This window comes from Paenibacillus ferrarius (assembly GCF_002027705.1).
Taxonomy (GTDB): Bacteria; Bacillota; Bacilli; order Paenibacillales; family NBRC-103111; genus Paenibacillus_E; species Paenibacillus_E ferrarius.
Map to the genome: position 1 here is coordinate 1 of NZ_MBTG01000009.1, position 15,897 is coordinate 15,897.

At 47.5% G+C, this 15,897-nt stretch carries 11 protein-coding genes; 1 reads left to right on the forward strand and 10 read right to left on the reverse strand.

What is annotated here, in order from left to right:
• Nucleotides 1-202 precede the first annotated feature (202 nt).
• From BC351_RS10680 to rsgA, 8 genes are all read right to left on the reverse strand, one after another.
• Nucleotides 203-1,531 carry an IS91 family transposase gene (locus tag BC351_RS10680; RefSeq protein WP_167388014.1) on the reverse strand — a complete coding sequence of 443 codons (1,329 nt, stop codon included), beginning with the start codon at nucleotides 1,529-1,531 and terminating at the stop codon, nucleotides 203-205.
• Nucleotides 1,532-1,784: 253 nt separating this feature from the next.
• A complete protein-coding gene (locus BC351_RS10685; protein WP_079411650.1) occupies nucleotides 1,785-2,243 on the reverse strand; it encodes a hypothetical protein in 459 nt (152 codons plus the stop codon).
• A 20-nt stretch (nucleotides 2,244-2,263) separates the two neighbouring features.
• Nucleotides 2,264-3,253, reverse strand: coding sequence for a flotillin-like protein FloA (floA, locus tag BC351_RS10690; protein ID WP_144028352.1), 990 nt, complete (start codon nucleotides 3,251-3,253; stop codon nucleotides 2,264-2,266).
• 11 nt (nucleotides 3,254-3,264) lie between these two features.
• Entirely contained in the window at nucleotides 3,265-3,930 is a 666-nt protein-coding gene (locus BC351_RS10695) for an NfeD family protein (protein ID WP_079411651.1), read from the reverse strand.
• Nucleotides 3,931-4,060: 130 nt separating this feature from the next.
• Nucleotides 4,061-4,504 (reverse strand): GatB/YqeY domain-containing protein, encoded by a 444-nt coding sequence (locus BC351_RS10700; RefSeq protein ID WP_079411653.1) that lies wholly within the window; start codon nucleotides 4,502-4,504, stop codon nucleotides 4,061-4,063.
• An 8-nt stretch (nucleotides 4,505-4,512) separates the two neighbouring features.
• Nucleotides 4,513-4,686, reverse strand: coding sequence for a 30S ribosomal protein S21 (rpsU, locus tag BC351_RS10705; protein WP_029195880.1), 174 nt, complete (start codon nucleotides 4,684-4,686; stop codon nucleotides 4,513-4,515).
• Nucleotides 4,687-4,800: 114 nt separating this feature from the next.
• Entirely contained in the window at nucleotides 4,801-5,151 is a 351-nt protein-coding gene (locus tag BC351_RS10710; protein ID WP_079412023.1) for a histidine triad nucleotide-binding protein, read from the reverse strand.
• 275 nt (nucleotides 5,152-5,426) lie between these two features.
• The gene (gene rsgA / locus BC351_RS10715) at nucleotides 5,427-6,491 is read right to left on the reverse strand and encodes a ribosome small subunit-dependent GTPase A (protein WP_079411655.1); all 1,065 of its coding nucleotides are present in this window, start codon (nucleotides 6,489-6,491) and stop codon (nucleotides 5,427-5,429) included.
• Nucleotides 6,492-6,681: 190 nt separating this feature from the next.
• On the opposite strand from rsgA, the gene BC351_RS10720 reads away from it, so the two are divergent.
• Nucleotides 6,682-8,604: an FAD-dependent oxidoreductase gene (locus BC351_RS10720; RefSeq protein WP_079411657.1), complete on the forward strand. Its 1,923-nt coding sequence runs from the start codon at nucleotides 6,682-6,684 to the stop codon at nucleotides 8,602-8,604.
• A 79-nt stretch (nucleotides 8,605-8,683) separates the two neighbouring features.
• Here BC351_RS10720 and BC351_RS10725 read toward each other — a convergent pair whose 3' ends face one another.
• Entirely contained in the window at nucleotides 8,684-12,547 is a 3,864-nt protein-coding gene (locus BC351_RS10725) for a TIM-barrel domain-containing protein (protein WP_244208957.1), read from the reverse strand.
• 51 nt (nucleotides 12,548-12,598) lie between these two features.
• Nucleotides 12,599-15,874: a TIM-barrel domain-containing protein gene (locus tag BC351_RS10730; RefSeq protein ID WP_079411661.1), complete on the reverse strand. Its 3,276-nt coding sequence runs from the start codon at nucleotides 15,872-15,874 to the stop codon at nucleotides 12,599-12,601.
• Nucleotides 15,875-15,897 lie beyond the last annotated feature (23 nt).

A 15,897-nucleotide genomic window follows, 5' to 3' on the forward strand; every position in this document is an offset into this window, starting at 1 on the left:
CACCCTCACACCCATCCCTCTTCTATTCTACTTTGAGCTGCCTTCCACTTCTTTGTTCTCTAACCGGTCTGAGACCCGGTATTCGTATCCATATATCCCTTTGTAATACTCTGGATACATAGCTCCTCCACAGCTTTCACATGTAAATTGTGGCGGTACTGCCCGGTCCCCTCGATCCATTCGATCAAAATCTTGCACGACATTAAGCGGTATGCTTTCCACTTCCGAACAAGTCAAACATATATACTTCACTGTCTGTTTCGACAGCACGTAGTTGCTTAGGGACAACTGGGGTTTCTTCTTTTTGCTTTTTGTTTTTTTGCTTCCCGGTGAGATCTCGAATCATCCTTTCTAAACAGCCTCGCGCTCTCTCGCAGACTGCATATTTAATCGTTAGTTTGCCTTCTTCTAGACAGACTTCCCCCTTGTATTCATAGTAACATTCGCACTTTGGACACACCAGCGGGTCTTTACCCGTTATTCTTTGTATTCGTTCTCTCCAATTTCTGCGCTTCAGACGTCTTTGAGCGCGTACGATCCACTTCCTTGCTTCTTTTTGCCAACTTGTCACCAGCATTTTACTTACCTTTTTCAGCCTGCGCGAATAGACCCCATAATACCGGATTGTTTTAAAGTTTTCATCCGGAATATGCCGTATGACCCTTGCAATAAATTCTTCGACCGTTACTTTTTCCGTCTTCTCTTCCCCACTTTTTTTATCGTGGTAGCTGAACACGACGTATTCCCCGTCATAGGACTGGATTCGCTTTAACGCAATAGCTGGTCGCTTTATGTAGCGTCCTATGTAGCCTAGCTGGTTCTTTACGTTCCCTTTTTGTTTCGGCGCATGCACATAAAAACCTTCCCCATTGGCCGAGTAGGCTTGCTGCAGTCTGGACTGTACTTGTTTCTTCTCTTCTTCGTTCAAGCTTCTTCGAATGAGCTTTAACACCACAGTTTGCCACTGTTTTCTAAGCATTTCGAACGGCACGTAATCATACGTTTTCCATTCTCCATTTGATTTCATTCCACCCATCGTCACCAGCATATGGACATGTGGATTAAAGTTCAGACGTGAGCCAAAGGTATGTATTCCCGCAATGATGCCAGGTGTAATCTTATGTTTCTTTTCAAAATGTTCTTTTATGATTCGCACGGCCTCGTCCATGAATTCTTTCAACATTTTCCGATGCTGCAAAAAGACGCGCCATAACCCTTCATCAATGGTAAATACCACATGTCGATGATTGACTTGGAAGACATCTTCCATCAACACGCGGCTCCATTCTTCCGTTTCGCCACAGGAGCATGTTGTGCAAAAACGGCCTTTACAGCGGTACGGCACTCTCCTTATGTCATGGCATCCTTCACAGACTAAAATTTTGAATCCATTTCTAGGATCACCACAGCCACGGAACTTTTGTACCTCTTTGATGACATTTGGCCTCATATGTTCTTTATGCTTTTCTACAAAGGCATCCCAATGCCGATGTTCATCAAAAAATATTCGCTTCATTACGTTCGGGTCCATACCTCTATTTTACCAAAAATTTTAAATAAGGGGTAAGCTTCGCTCACCCCAAACCCCGAAACATATAAATTCTTATATGTTAAATAAGGGGTAAGCTTCGCTCACCCCAAACCCCGAAACATATAAATTCTTATATGTTTAAATAAGGGGTAAGCTTCGCTCACCCCAAACCCCGAAACATATAAATTCTTATATGTTAAAAAAAAGCTGCCCTGAAGTAGATATATCTACTTCAGGACAGCTCTTGTGTATATTATGACCTGCGTAAAGGCTTCTTCGACCTTGGGGGACCCAGTATCTCGGCCCAAACAACGCCCTGCAGCAGTTGTTCTTGCTTAAGCTCTTCGGGAAAAGAATTGGGTGAAGAGATCGTATTTGCATAAATAGGCGAGTTTTCAGCACCTATTTGAGATGAAGAACCAAAGGGAGATGCTTTAGCCTTTGACGCTGCGGCTTTGGCGCTGCCGCTGTTAGAACGGCCGAAATCGTCCGCTGTGCTGTTTTGTGGAGCCGGCCCACCAAACCCTTGCCGGGCTGGCTTCGGTGCTTCAACAGGCCTTGAGGACGGTGTAGACGTCTCGCCGAATGAAGGCATTCGTGATTGCGGAGCTCCTTGCTTCCCGCGCTTCTTGCCGCCAACCTGATACAAAAAGGTGATTGCAATGATGACCAGATACCAATGCTTCACCAGAAATTCAATGAGTTGTTCCACGAGATCACCTCATAAACCTATTATTCTTTCTCACTCTTGCCGTCGTTTAATTTGCCAAGGGAAGAGCGCATTTGTGTATCTGCGTCGATATTTTTGAGATTCATATAATCCATGACGCCTAATTTGCCGTTGCGAAGCGCCTCGGCCATAGCCAGCGGAACTTGCGATTCCGATTCGACAACTTTTGCGCGCATCTCAACGACTTTGGCCTTCATCTCTTGTTCGGCCGCAACCGCCATTGCGCGTCTTTCCTCAGCTTTCGCTTGAGCGATTCGTTTATCCGCTTCCGCTTGTTCCGTCTGTAAATGGGCGCCGATATTTTTGCCAACATCAACATCTGCAATATCAATGGATAAGATTTCAAAAGCGGTGCCGGCATCTAACCCTTTGCCAAGAACCGTCCGCGAAATTAAATCCGGATTTTCAAGAACATCCTTATGCGAATCGCTCGAACCTACCGTTGTAACAATCCCCTCGCCAACCCGGGCAATAATCGTCTCTTCGCCTGCACCCCCGACTAAGCGGTCTATGTTGGCACGTACGGTAACTCTCGCAATAACCTTAACCTCAATACCGTTCTTAGCCACTGCTGAAACGTTTGGCGTTTCAATGACTCGTGGATTAACGCTCATTTGTACCGCTAACAAAACATCCCGTCCTGCGAGATCAATGGCTGCTGCACGTTCGAATTCCAGATGAATTTTCGCACGATGTGCGGCAATGAGAGCATTAACAACCCGGTCCACGTTACCGCCGGCAAGAAAGTGACTCTCCAGCTGATTCACACTGAGATCAATCCCGGCTTTCGTCGCTTTAATCATAGGATTCACAATCCTGCTCGGAGTTACCCGGCGGAGCCTCATAGCAATTAGCGTAATAATGCTGATGCGAACACCGGACGCAAGCGCCGAAATCCACAGCATCACAGGTACAATACTTAACAAAATCGAAAGTGCGATGATAATAACGGCTGCAAGCAGCACTAAATATAAGCCCGGTTCAATATTCATTTTGTTTCCTCCTAATCAAGTTTTGGTTCCATTTCCTTCACAACCACTCGAGATCCTTCCACTTCTACCACAATAATGGATGTTCCGATTGGAATAAAGCTTCCATTCGTTACGACATCGATGCGCTCACCTTGAATGATCGCCGTCCCTGCAGGCCGAAGCGGCGTGATGGCTTCTCCAGTCAGGCCGATCAAATGCGCCCGATCCGGGCTCGATGTAAAGCCTTTGTCAGTTGTTAGCTGCTCTTTCAAAATAAAACGGTTCCATACCCCACGATGCTTAAACGTCCTGATTGCAAAAGCAATCACCACAATAGCAATCAACAGCGCGATTCCAAGCATAAGCGCGGCTTCTTTGGGATCGGACGAAGCCATCAACACGCCGCCAAAGAGACAAATCGCCCCCAAGACGCTTAGTATCCCGAAACTGGGAACTACTAATTCCAAAATAAGCAGAACAAGTCCTAGCCCAAATACGGCCAAATCCCCAAACCCAGCGAAACCCGCCAAGTAAAAACCCAGGAAATAAAGCGCAAAACCTGCAACCCCAGCCAAAGCAAGCAAGCCGCCGCTAAAGAATAGCAGTTCCAATGCAATTCCAATAATACCAACTAACAGCAGTACGGTTGCAGTAACTGGATGAGTCAGAAAAGCGGATAAGTTTTCAGCAAACATCATCTTTCACTCCTTCCCTGAATCTTCCTTATCATTAATATGTACGCTGGAACAACCAAACTGTTTCATTTTACAAAAAAATAAAAGGCCGAGTAGATAGATATCCCCTCGGCCTTGTCAAACATATTTTGTATTATCCCAATAATTGTTGAACTAACTGATTGATAAGCTTACCATCAGCACGTCCTTTAACCTGAGGCATCAATGCCGTCATCACTTTGCCCATATCCGCTTTGGAAGAAGCACCAATTTGTTGGATGGTCTGCTGTACAATGGCTTTCACTTCTTCCTCAGAAAGCTGTTGCGGCATGTACTCAGCTAGAATAACAAGTTCTGCCTTCAGGCCCTCGGCCAAATCATCTCTGCCGGCCTTCGTAAATTCTTGGAGGGAATCCTTACGCTGTTTGATTTCACGAGTTAGAACGTCAAGCACTTCATTGTCATCTAAGGCTCTTTTCAGATCAATCTCTTGGTTCTTAATGGTAGATCTCACCATTCGAATAACCGAGAGTTTGAACTTGTCCTGACTCTTCATCGCTTGCTTCATATCTTCGTTCAATCGATCGCTTAAGCTCATGTTGCCTCCTAGAACTTTCTCTTACGAGCAGCCTCTGATTTAAGCTTACGCTTAACGCTAGGCTTGTCATAGTGTTTACGTTTCTTAACTTCTGCTAGAATGCCATCCTTAGCGATGGAACGCTTAAAGCGACGAAGTGCAGCATCTATAGTTTCGTTCTTACGAACTCGAGTTTCTGACAACAGTTTTCCCTCCCTCCGAACAGACCATCTAAGATCAAACGGTTCATCAAATCCCATTATAGGTGATAGTAATTAGGGTGTCAATCGAATACTTTCGATTCTTGAAAGAGAGCCTTAATTATGAACGCCTAAAGGGGATAATCGTGCCCCTGCCATTAAATGATAGTGAAGATGATGAACAATCTGCCCAGCATTTGCTCCGATATTCGTAATTACGCGATAACCAGATTGTTCAACTTCTAGTTCTCTAGCAATTTGTGCGGCAGCACCTTGAATGTGACCGATTAACGCCCAATCCTCATCTCCCGCATCTGCCAGAGAAACAATATGCTTCTTGGGGATGATCAGCACATGAATCGGCGAAGCAGGCTGAATGTCGTGAAAAGCTAGAATCTGATCATCTTCATACACTTTCTTTGAAGGCAGATCACCTGCGACGATTTTACAAAAAATACAATCACTCATAATTAAGCTTGTCCCTCCACTTTCGTAACCTTCTCCCTTAATTTTATCGGAAATCATCGAAAAAATCCAATCCGATCAGGACATTTTATTGGAACATTTGCAAAAAAAAGAAACACCGCCGTTTCCGATCGATGTTCCCTAGCGAAATGCACTCGTATCTATTAATAATAAGGAAGCAGCGACAAGGCTAATAGTCCGGCTAACGGCAGAACCTGTCTTGCAAAACGCCGTCTGCCAAACCCATAGCCAGGATAAAAATCAATTTATGCGAGCGACTAAATTCGGTTATGCTGCTTTTTTTGCGCTTGGTGGATTTTCTTCCACTTGGCTTTCTCGGCCGCTTGCAGCGCCTTGTCTTCTTTGCGGGCTATAAAGGCGAGCTCTTTCTGCAATTTCAAATAGCTTTGAAACCGGTCAGAAGTAAGCACCCCTTCATCCAGCGCCATTCTCACCGCACATTTGGGTTCATTCTCATGTTTGCAATCTTGAAAAAAGCACCTTTCCGCGATATCCTCAACGTCTTGAAACGAGGTGCTAAGCCCATCTGAGGCATCCCAGAGCTGAAGCTCGCGCATCCCCGGCGTATCAATGAGAATACCGCCTCCAGGCAATGCAATAAGCTCACGATGGGTCGTCGTATGCTTCCCTTTGTCATCTCCGAAGCGGATATCCCCAACGTCCAGAATTTCTTTGCCAAACAGGTGATTGGCTAATGTAGATTTGCCGACACCCGAGGAGCCAAGCAGAGCAACGGTCTGGCCAGATGTCACGTAGGCTCCTAACTGCTCCAATCCTCGCTGCTCGGCGGCGCTGATAATATGAATAGGCACGCCAACGGCAACAGCTTCAACTTCTGCGGCAAGAGCTTCCGGGTTTTCACATAAATCTGCTTTGCTGAGCACGATCACAGGATTTGCTCCGCTTTCCCAAGCCAATACCAAATAACGTTCAATCCGGCGGATATTAAAATCCTGATTGAGTGCGGTAACCAAGAAGACCGTATTCACGTTGGTCGCAACGATTTGCTCATCTGTGACTTGACCGGCCACTTTCCGGGAAAACTTACTTTGTCGCGGCAATACCGCATGGACGGTCGCCCGCTGCTCCTCTTCCCGAACGGTAAGCACAACCCAATCGCCGACAGCGGGATAATCCTCGCGCCGCAGCGCGAGGTGACGCATTTTACCGGAAATCTCAGCTAACATCTCGCCGGATTCGGTTAGAACACGGTACATATGTTTATGTTCCAAGGAAACCCTTCCAGCTTGGTACCCTTCGTTCTGATAAGGTTCAAACGCTTTTTCAAAAAATGAATTCCAGCCTAAATCGGTTTTAATCAAGTGTGTTAGTCCATCCTCTCATCGCTTTCTAATTGTAAGTATAGACGGTGAAAAGCGGTACCACACGGGAAACAATCGTTTAGATTAATCTTTCCTCTTTTGTTTTTAAACAAAGGTTAATTCGATTGTAGACTATCGGTCTATTTTTGCATATAATAGGAATAAATGATGCTTGGAACGGAGTGAGCGGTTGAGTCAATTCATGCGAGCCACTACCCGCAAAAAACGAGATGTCATGATGGAAGTTGCTTTAACCATGTTCATGGAAAAAGGGTATGAGAATGTGTCCGTAGACGATATCATCGCGGCGACCCATACATCCAAAGGAACTTTTTACCACTATTTCAAAAGTAAAGACGCCCTCATCTCAGCCCTTTACACCAAGCAAATCGAATTAATCCAGGATTGGGTCAAACAGCCTCCTTCCAAGGTCCAATCTCTTGAGGGGCATATCAATCGATTATTTTTAGACTTGTCGTCTAACATCGGGATGTCACCCCGTCTTATTCGCAGCTTGCAAGCCATTTCCTTACAAAATGAAACCGTCAAAATGGTCGAGCAGCAGCAGCTGAACATCCTTGCCGAAAGCTTGCTGCATTGGCTGCCCGATCCCCGTAAAATCGATTTGCTGGTCTGCATGTATATAGGAACGATCCGAACTTGGTGCAATCAGGATAATGCCGACTTACTCGAAATGATGACAAACAATTTAGCCTGGATATGGGTAGGACTTCGTTCCGAAGCGCCTTTCGCCTCATTGCAGGTAGATCCAGTCCCTAAGGAGGACAACAACATGAAAATTGCCATTATCGGCGGAGGTCTCGCCGGCCTGACCGCAGCAGCTTACTTATCCGAGAATCCTAACATCGAAGGTATTCTATTCGAGCGCAGCCCGCAGCTTGGCGGACGCGCTTTTACTTATGAGAAGGCAGGCTTCACGCTCAATTACGGAGCACATGCCATCTACGGCATTGATCGCCATACGTTAACCAACATGGAACGGGAACTGGGCCTTTCGTTCTCGTCCAAGCAAGTGGACAAGCGCAAAGTATTTTACGCCAAACATAACCAGCTTACACCTGCGCCGCTTGATGCGATTAACCTTTTGAAAACCGATTTGCTCAGCACGGCTCAAAAAGTCCGGTTCGTAGGCGAAATTGCCGCGATCATCGCAAACATTCATAATTTAAAAAATTACGCAACTTTGGCTGATTATTTGGCTGAATCCAACGCGGACGAGGACGTTAAAGAACTTTGGGAGCATCTCGTTTGCTCGAACTTCTTCATCACGCCTGAAGATGCTCGCAATGTTTCGGGAGCAGTGATCAGCGAGTATTACCACAATCTGTTCCTCTCCTCTAAGCCCGTTAATTACGTGTTAGGCAGTTGGGCTGTCATTACCAATCAATTAAAACAAAAGCTGACGTCCTCAGGCAGATGGGAAATCGCCCTTCAAGAAGGCGTCGAGAGCTTGCGCTACGCTGATCGCAAATTCTTTCTCCAAACCAAAACGCGGGAGCTTTCGTTTGATAAAGTCATTTTCGCCATGCCTGTCCAGCAAGTCGTCAAGCTGTTAAAAGGCACAGCCTGGGAACCTTTCCTTGCCCCTTACGAATCCAATACAGCCACCGAAGTTATGGTGTATGACGTAGGCTTAAGCCAAGTTGTCGCCAGACCTTTCAGCTATATCAGCGATATGGACAATAAGCTGTTCATCAGCGACGTGTCCGCAACAGACCATACTTTGGTGCCGGAAGGCGGCCAATTGCTGCAAGGCATCGCCTACCTTAGCGATCAATTCGAAAGCGACGAACATCGTAAAGCCTACTTGGAAGAAAAGAATAAGCAAATGGAAGCTCTGTTCGACAAGCATTATCCAGGCTGGCGCGATGTGACCGCAGTGAAGCGGGTCTCGAAGAAAGCGATGGTTGCCAGCGTGAAGAACATTGCTACGAACAATCTCCTGCCAACGCGCATAGAGAATGTGCCCTTCTACTTCTGCGGCGATGGCTGTACAGGCAAAGGTGAGCTTGCCGAACGCGCCTTCTCCAGCGCTCGCAGCGCGGCCTTGTCGATCGTTCAAGAAGTGCAGCAAGCTTTGCAAAGCGTTTGATCCTACTACCATCGAGCAAATCCTTGTTCGAATAAAACAAACCAGCGGCCCCCGTTATGCGGGAGCCGCTGGTTTTGGTTTATTGCTTTGTCACACGCACATCATCGATATGCAGGGTCGTTCCACCTGGTGAATCTACATAGAAGCCAACATCAAGCTGGCCATTCGTCACCAGAATATCACTGACGCTGATGTATTTCCAAACGCCACTGTTGCTGATATTCGCGTAAATTGCAGAGCCGCCGTAATTTTGGATTTCTGCTCTGGCTGTCGTTGGGGTCGTGTTCTTCATACGGACCCAAGCTTCAAACTTATACTTCACATTGTTGACAGGTACCGCAATCGTTTGGTGAAGGCTTTGCTGATAAGCACCGGCGGCGAAGAAATAGGCACGCTTGTCGCCTGACCATGGCGATTCCGGTGGATTGGTCGTCGAGCCGCTGTCAATGCCATATGCAATGGCCTGCGTGCTCGGATGCCACTCGACCCAATTGTGGCTTTGGCTCGTATCGCGCTCGAAATCAGGATTGTCGAGCAAATTCTGCTCAGAAGATGGCGTTCCCGGCGCCGCGGTAGACAGCAGTAACCGATCCAGATTAATGTTGCCGCTATCCGCTGCATCGTATTTAAACGCAATCGTATTAGCACCAGCGTTCAAAGAGACCGTCTGTACATTGTCTTGCCAAACGTTCCAATTGCCTCCGGGGCTTGTGAAGCTGGTTTGACCCAATTTAGTTCCATTAATGTAAGTGCTTAGTGTTTTCGTCGCGCTATTTCCATTGGCATAACGCAAAGCGACCTGATAGGTTCCAGCGCTCGGAACATTAACATTGTACTTAACCTGAGCTCCTGCTGCGCTGAGCCCATCAACAAAACCCGCACCGCTGTAGAACCAGTGATTCGTGTTCGGAGTGCCTCCTCCAGAAATTTCTGCGCTTTCTGCCTCATATTTGCCAACTACAGGCGCGAAAGGCACAGTGATGTTGTCGAGATTCGCATTCCCCATATCACCCGCTTCACTATAGTACTTATAGGTCACAATATTCACCCCTGCCGTCAATGGCAGCGTCTCCGATTGTGTAGCCCATGTGTCCCAGTTAGCCAGATTGCCCAGCGATGTCGATTTCACTCTTTTTCCATTCACAAAAATACTGACAGACTTGGCGGCACCTGAAGCGTTCGCATAACGGAGAGAAACATTGTAGTCACCACCCGTGCTCACCTTCGGATAGAAAGTGACGCCAGCCCCTGCATTGCCCAACCCATCTACGAATCCAGTCCCCGTATATCCCGTATGATTCGTATTAACCGTAGCTTTTGTAGCCGTTGTACCGCCAGAAAGCGATGCATCCTCGGCTTCATATTGTGCAGAAGACGCACTCACAACAGCAGTTCCCGAAGTCGCAATGGCTTTGGCAGTTGCGGAACCTGCTGCAACCTTCACATACGTAACATCGCCGTAGATGTCCTTCCCCGTAGCCCAACCTTCGCCGGCAGCCGCTTTCAAGGCTTGCAAGCTGGCATAAGATGTCATCGCTGCCGCATTATTCGTTACGGAGGCAGCAGCTGAACCGTGAAGCTTAACCAAATAAGTTTGAAGAGCTGGCGTGTAGCTTCCGTTCTTCGCCCCTAATGTGAAGCTTTGCGAGCCTGTGCCGTTATCCTGTGCCGTCATATTTTGTTTGAAATAAGCGCTGCCTTCGTAGTTATAACTTGTTCCATCATCATCGTAGTAAGTGAAACTCGATTGTGTCGTGTTCGCAAAAACATCAACGTCAACGGAAGTAACAGCGCTTTGTCCGACGTAATCCTGAACCTTTTGCGTAGGAATGATAGCCCCTTTTTTAATAAAAAGCGGCATATCTGTCAAAGTCTCCGGGTTGACCGAATAATGAATCGTCTGGCCGCCAGCAATGGTTTGACCACGCGCATAATCGATCCACGTGCCTGCTGGCAAATAAATATCTTTGCTCGTCTGTTGTTTGTCCACGACCGGCGCTGCAAGCAGCCAATCCCCGAACATCCAGGCGTCTGTATAATTTTTCACAGCAGCATCCGTCGGATATACCTGCATGAGAGGCCGGACAAGCCCATTGCCGTTCTCGTATGCACTTCTTTCGTACGCATACATATAAGGAATCAATGAATAGCGAAGCTGGATAGCTTCTTTCGAGGCCTCCTCCGCCGTCGAGCCGAAATACCAAGGCTGGCGCTGCTGATGATTGTTCCCATGAACGCGGAAAACAGGTGTCAGCGCACTGAACTGCATCCAACGGGCATATAAATCCGGATTCGGATTATTCGTCGTCCCATCCTGCTGATTGAATCCGCCGGTATCCATTCCCCATTTCACTTGACCGTTGTTCACCGAGGAAAGCATCACTGCCCGCTGCTCCTGCATGCCCGCCGCCCAGTTGATTCGCTCGCCTTTATTGTATTGTATGCCTATATCGCCAGACCAAAGCGTTGTCGCATAACGCTGCGCGCCAGGATAGAACGTCCGTGCTGTCTGCCAGACGCGCTGCGCCCCGCTCGTATAAGCCCGCTCACCTTCATACATCGTCTGAGACATATGGCCAGTTGTAAAGTTCCCGAACCAATAAGAAGCGCCTCCCGACGAGACTTTGTCCGTCTCATCATTCCACCAGCCGACAATACCTTTATCGAAAGCATCTTTGGAGTGATTCCAGAACCAGCTGCGCTCGCTGGCATTATAAGGATCAATGCTTCTTACCGTTACAGGGATGAAATAATCTTGATATTCGTTATGACCTGGATAAAAATATCCGCCATTCGTCGCGTCAGTCCCTTGAGAAGTAGCAGCCGCAGAAGCATCCTTGGTGACGATGCGAGGCTTTGTAATTCCGATCATTTTGATGCCTTTAGCATCCATTGTCGTCTTTAAGGACGTCGAGGCAGCCGATGGGAAATTGGTTGTATTCCAAGCAAATTCTCCATAGTTCGTTTCACCGTACTTTTTCCAGTCATAGTCAAAGGCGTAGGCATCGATCGGGATATTTTTGGCGCGGTACGTGTCTACGTTATTCGTGAATTCCGTCTGATTCGTATCCCACTCGAAGTTCATGAAGCCCAGCGACCACTTGGGAAGCATCGGCGGTTTGCCCGTAATCTCCCCAACGCTGCTCATGATGTCTTTCGGTGTGCCGAGCATGATATAATACTCTACATTTTGCTTCGTATAACGACGGCCTTCAGGAGGTGTTCCTCCGTAATAAAACTCCATCTTGCCCGTTGCGGCATCTGTGTAAGGGTAACCGCCATCACTGTCAACAAGCACGCCATAGCCTGCTGTACTCCAGATCAGCGGCCCGCCGGAATTCCCCTGTTCACCAGCATGAGCAGCCTCCGTCGAGGTATTGCGCAGCAAATCTCCACCGCTGTCAAACGCATTAAAGCTGCGAATGCCGTACATATTGTCCGAGGTGCCATGGACGAAACGCACGCCGTCTGAGAATACCCCGCCGCCAGTGGGTTCCCAGAGAAGCGTAGTGCCATCTGCCTTCTTCACGGTCATTCGTACGGGATTCTTCGTTATCTCAATTTTCATCGCCGAAGTCGTGATGGTCATCGGATTAGCCGCAGTATTGATCGTTGCGCCTACAGCTGACCACGTTTTATTCGGATCAAGCATCGGCGTTTTTGCGCTGGACGCCACTCCGTTCGGCCGGTAATCCACCTTCAAAATCCCATTCTGTACGGCTTGTATAACTAATAGATCATCGTTTGGCTCTGCCCCGTTATCAACCGTGAGTGTCAGGGTATCACCGGTCACACTCGAGCTGATCAGATTGCCGAGACTGCTGACATAAGCATGAGCAGGTGCGCTGGGAAGCACCGCAAGGGTAGAAGCGAATAACGTGCAAGCTGTGAATACAACTAGAAATCGCGTAACTTTTTTAGTAGGCAAATGTACTTGCATCATAGATACTCCCTTTCATTAAGGAAATAAGGGAGGGCACTGCCCTCCCAGCTTTTAGTGCTCTACGATAGCGATATTATCAAGATTAAGGCCAAGTGTGTTTGTGCTATCATAACTAACTTTTACTGTGTTAAGGCCTGCATTTAATGCAACATTAACCGTCGCCGTTCCCCATGTGTCCCAATTCGTCGTTTGCGGTAAAGCAAGATCCGTGACTTTGGCGTTATTCACATAAATCGCCCGCGACCCGTTGCCCGCTCCGGAAGAATAACGAACTTTCAGTGTATAAGTGCCGGCAGCTTTGACAGAAACATCAAAAGACACATTGTCTCCAGACGTTTCGAAGCCATCTACAAACCCTGTTCCTGTATAACCAGTATGATTATTGTTCGTGGATACGCTCGTTAGTGCCGCAAATTCGGCTTCATACTCCACTTTATTAACGCCGCTTAGCACAACGGATTGAGCAGACGCGCTTGCGCCAAGCTTGACGTAAGTAAACTTCTGCACAGTGTCATAATACCAGCCTGTCGAGGCGCCAATCAAAGCGGATAAAGTGCTGTATTCAGTCATCGCAGAACCGCCGACCGTTACAGATGAAGGCTTGGTCGTGAACACCTGCAAGGTTTTCGTTGAATTGATAGCCGGTACAGCGATTGTTTCTTTATTCAATCCATACTGCTCAGTAGACGTGATGGTTTTCACCGAACCACCAATGTCGTCATTCCAATCGTACGTCGTTGTTCCCAACGGATAGATGCGGAAAGCAAGATTCGTATAACTCGTCAAGCTATTGCCGATTGTTCCTCCTACCTGATATTGGGCATTCAAATTCAGAGGAAGAATGCTGCCGGATTTCACAAAGACAGGAAGATCATCAACGCCGGCATTGTAGCTGATCGTCCGACCGCCTGGACGCTGCGCGCCAAACCAGAAATCAATCCAATCCCCTTGCGGGAGGTAGATGCTCTTGTTTGTTTCACCTTGATTCATGACAGGAGCAACAAGCAGATTGCTGCCGAACATGTACTGTTGATTTAATCCATATGTGTTCGTGTCCGTCGGATTATCAAGCACCATTGCGCGCATCATCGGAATACCGGTATCGCTTGATTTCTTCGCTTCACTATAAATATAAGGAAGCAGATTCATGCGGGTATTCGTATATTTGGCAAAATGGTTGATAATCGTGTTGTCGCCTGTGCGAGACTGCGCGTTCCACGGGGAGCGTTCTTCATTAATCCCGGAACTGCCGTTAGACTCGGAGTGGAACTGCATGATCGGGGCAAAAGCGGCCATTTCGGTTGCCCGTTTGTACAATTCAGCGGTAGGATACGAACCTGTGAAGCCAGCCATATCCCAGCTCCAGTAGGGAACACCTGACATACTGGCGGTCAGACCCGCATTTAAGGCTTGTTGGAATGCGCCAAACGTCGATTCTTGGTCTCCTGACCAGAAAATTTGATTCGCCTGCGCACCTTGTGTGCCGGAACGGCTAAAGGAGACCGCATCACTTTTCTTCGAACGCGCATATTCGTTATAAGCCTTCACATATTCATTTGGATATTGATTGCGCATTTCATCGCCTTTTTTACCATTGGAGAACGTATTCGAGCGGCCCCATACCATTTCACCGCCGTCCGTCTTGAAGCCATCAATGCCAACGCCATCAAATAGATAGGCGCGTTTGGACATCCACCAGTTTTTTGCGCTCGTATTTGTGAAATCAAGCAGCAAACTATTCTCAAACCATTGTCCGGCTGGTATCCGGTATTGGCCTCCGCTGCCGTTGCCCACGGCATAATTCTGGGCGATCATATACGTTTCATCATTGTCTTTCTGCGTGTAAGGGGTTGATGTCCATTTCTGGATCGGGACCTGCCATAACACTAGCTTCATCCCATTGTTATGCACATTGTCAGCCATCCCCTTCGGATCTGTCCATTTGCCATTGAATGTGAAATCCGTATAAGCATGGGCAGCACTGCCGGTTTTTGGCGTATAGGTAGCATCATTAAAAATGTAGAAGGTGTTCTCATCACTCCATTGTTCAAGAACAACAGCAGTAGCCGGAATATTGTTCGTATTCGCATTCGTTATGGCTGTTGACACTTTGGATTGACGATCCCACTCATTGGCTGACATCCATAAACCGAAAGCCCATTTCGGCAATGCTGTCGGTTTGCCTGTAATATTGGCATAGTTGCCGACGACATTATTCAAATCATTTCCGTAAATGAAATAATAATCCAGCGTTGAGGCAGCACTTCCCCCTGTATCAGCCGTAAAGCTGAACATATCCGTGCGCTCTGTTGCTAATCGGAACTTGGAATAGTACGTTGATTTCACGAAAATGCCATAACCGCTGCTATTCAGCATAAAGGGAATTGCCATGTAGGTGCGGTCATTTTGGTTCTTGTACTGATTGTACACATACGTGTCCACATCTGTACCGCGTTTGCGGAAGTTGTTGTAGTGCTCGCCAAAGCCAAAAAATTCTTCGGAAGCAGGCGAGTAGAAATGATCTTCCATCTTGTTGATGATGGTGCTGCCGTTGGTCAGCCAAGCGATGTTGCGATTCGTGGTGCTGTCATATTGGCGGGCAATCAGCGTGGTTCCATCCGGTTTATACACACTAAGCTTGAACGGGTTCTTATCCACCTTCACCTTTAATTTGGACGTTGTCAGCCAGGTGGTGGACGCCGTATCCGAAACCGTATAATTGCTAAGGCCGCTGCTCAAAGTTCCTGTCCCTGTCGGGGAGACCTGAACACGTAGCACATCATCGGCGGCAAAGGAAAGATTGATCTTCGGTGTCATCGTTCCGGTGTTCGCTACCGCGTTGAGTACAACACGATTGGTGTTGTTCGTTATTGTACTAACGCTGTTGACTGATTCCCAGCCAGTCACAGTAAACGTGTAAGGTCCGCTCGTCTTCTCGTTCGCGCCATCCTTGTTGCCATGAACGGTGTAGCTGATGGCATCGCCTTTGGCAAAAGTGCCAAGATTGGCCTCCCAATAAGTATTATTGCCGCTGTTGTATTTATATGCCGCTCCGACCGCCGTTTGATTGACCCCATTTTTCGTCCAGGTCACCCAAACGCTTTGCCCCGCTTCGATGGGCCAGGTCGTAATTTTGACATACACCGTGTCTCCTGCCACAGGATCTCTCGGACTTCGTTCTGTCGCTTGTATCTCATACAGATCATCGATGCCGTACGGGGCATGATACACCCCGTCAATGGCATAAATCGAGGGGACTACCAGAAAGAAACAAAGCAAAAAAGAAATCGTAAATCGCAATAATGCAGGCAGCTTTCTTACATGCATGAACGTTTCCCCTTTCGTACTGA

Bases quoted from the DNA above. Each gene is read 5' to 3' on its own strand.
- BC351_RS10680 (WP_167388014.1), bottom strand. From the start codon at position 1,531: ATGGACCCGAACGTAATGAAGCGAATATTTTTTGATGAACATCGGCAT.
- floA (WP_144028352.1), bottom strand. From the start codon at position 3,253: ATGAATATTGAACCGGGCTTATATTTAGTGCTGCTTGCAGCCGTTATT.
- BC351_RS10695 (WP_079411651.1), bottom strand. From the start codon at position 3,930: ATGATGTTTGCTGAAAACTTATCCGCTTTTCTGACTCATCCAGTTACT.
- BC351_RS10700 (WP_079411653.1), bottom strand. From the start codon at position 4,504: ATGAGCTTAAGCGATCGATTGAACGAAGATATGAAGCAAGCGATGAAG.
- BC351_RS10710 (WP_079412023.1), bottom strand. From the start codon at position 5,151: ATGAGTGATTGTATTTTTTGTAAAATCGTCGCAGGTGATCTGCCTTCA.
- BC351_RS10725 (WP_244208957.1), bottom strand. From the start codon at position 12,547: ATGATGCAAGTACATTTGCCTACTAAAAAAGTTACGCGATTTCTAGTT.
- BC351_RS10730 (WP_079411661.1), bottom strand. From the start codon at position 15,874: ATGCATGTAAGAAAGCTGCCTGCATTATTGCGATTTACGATTTCTTTT.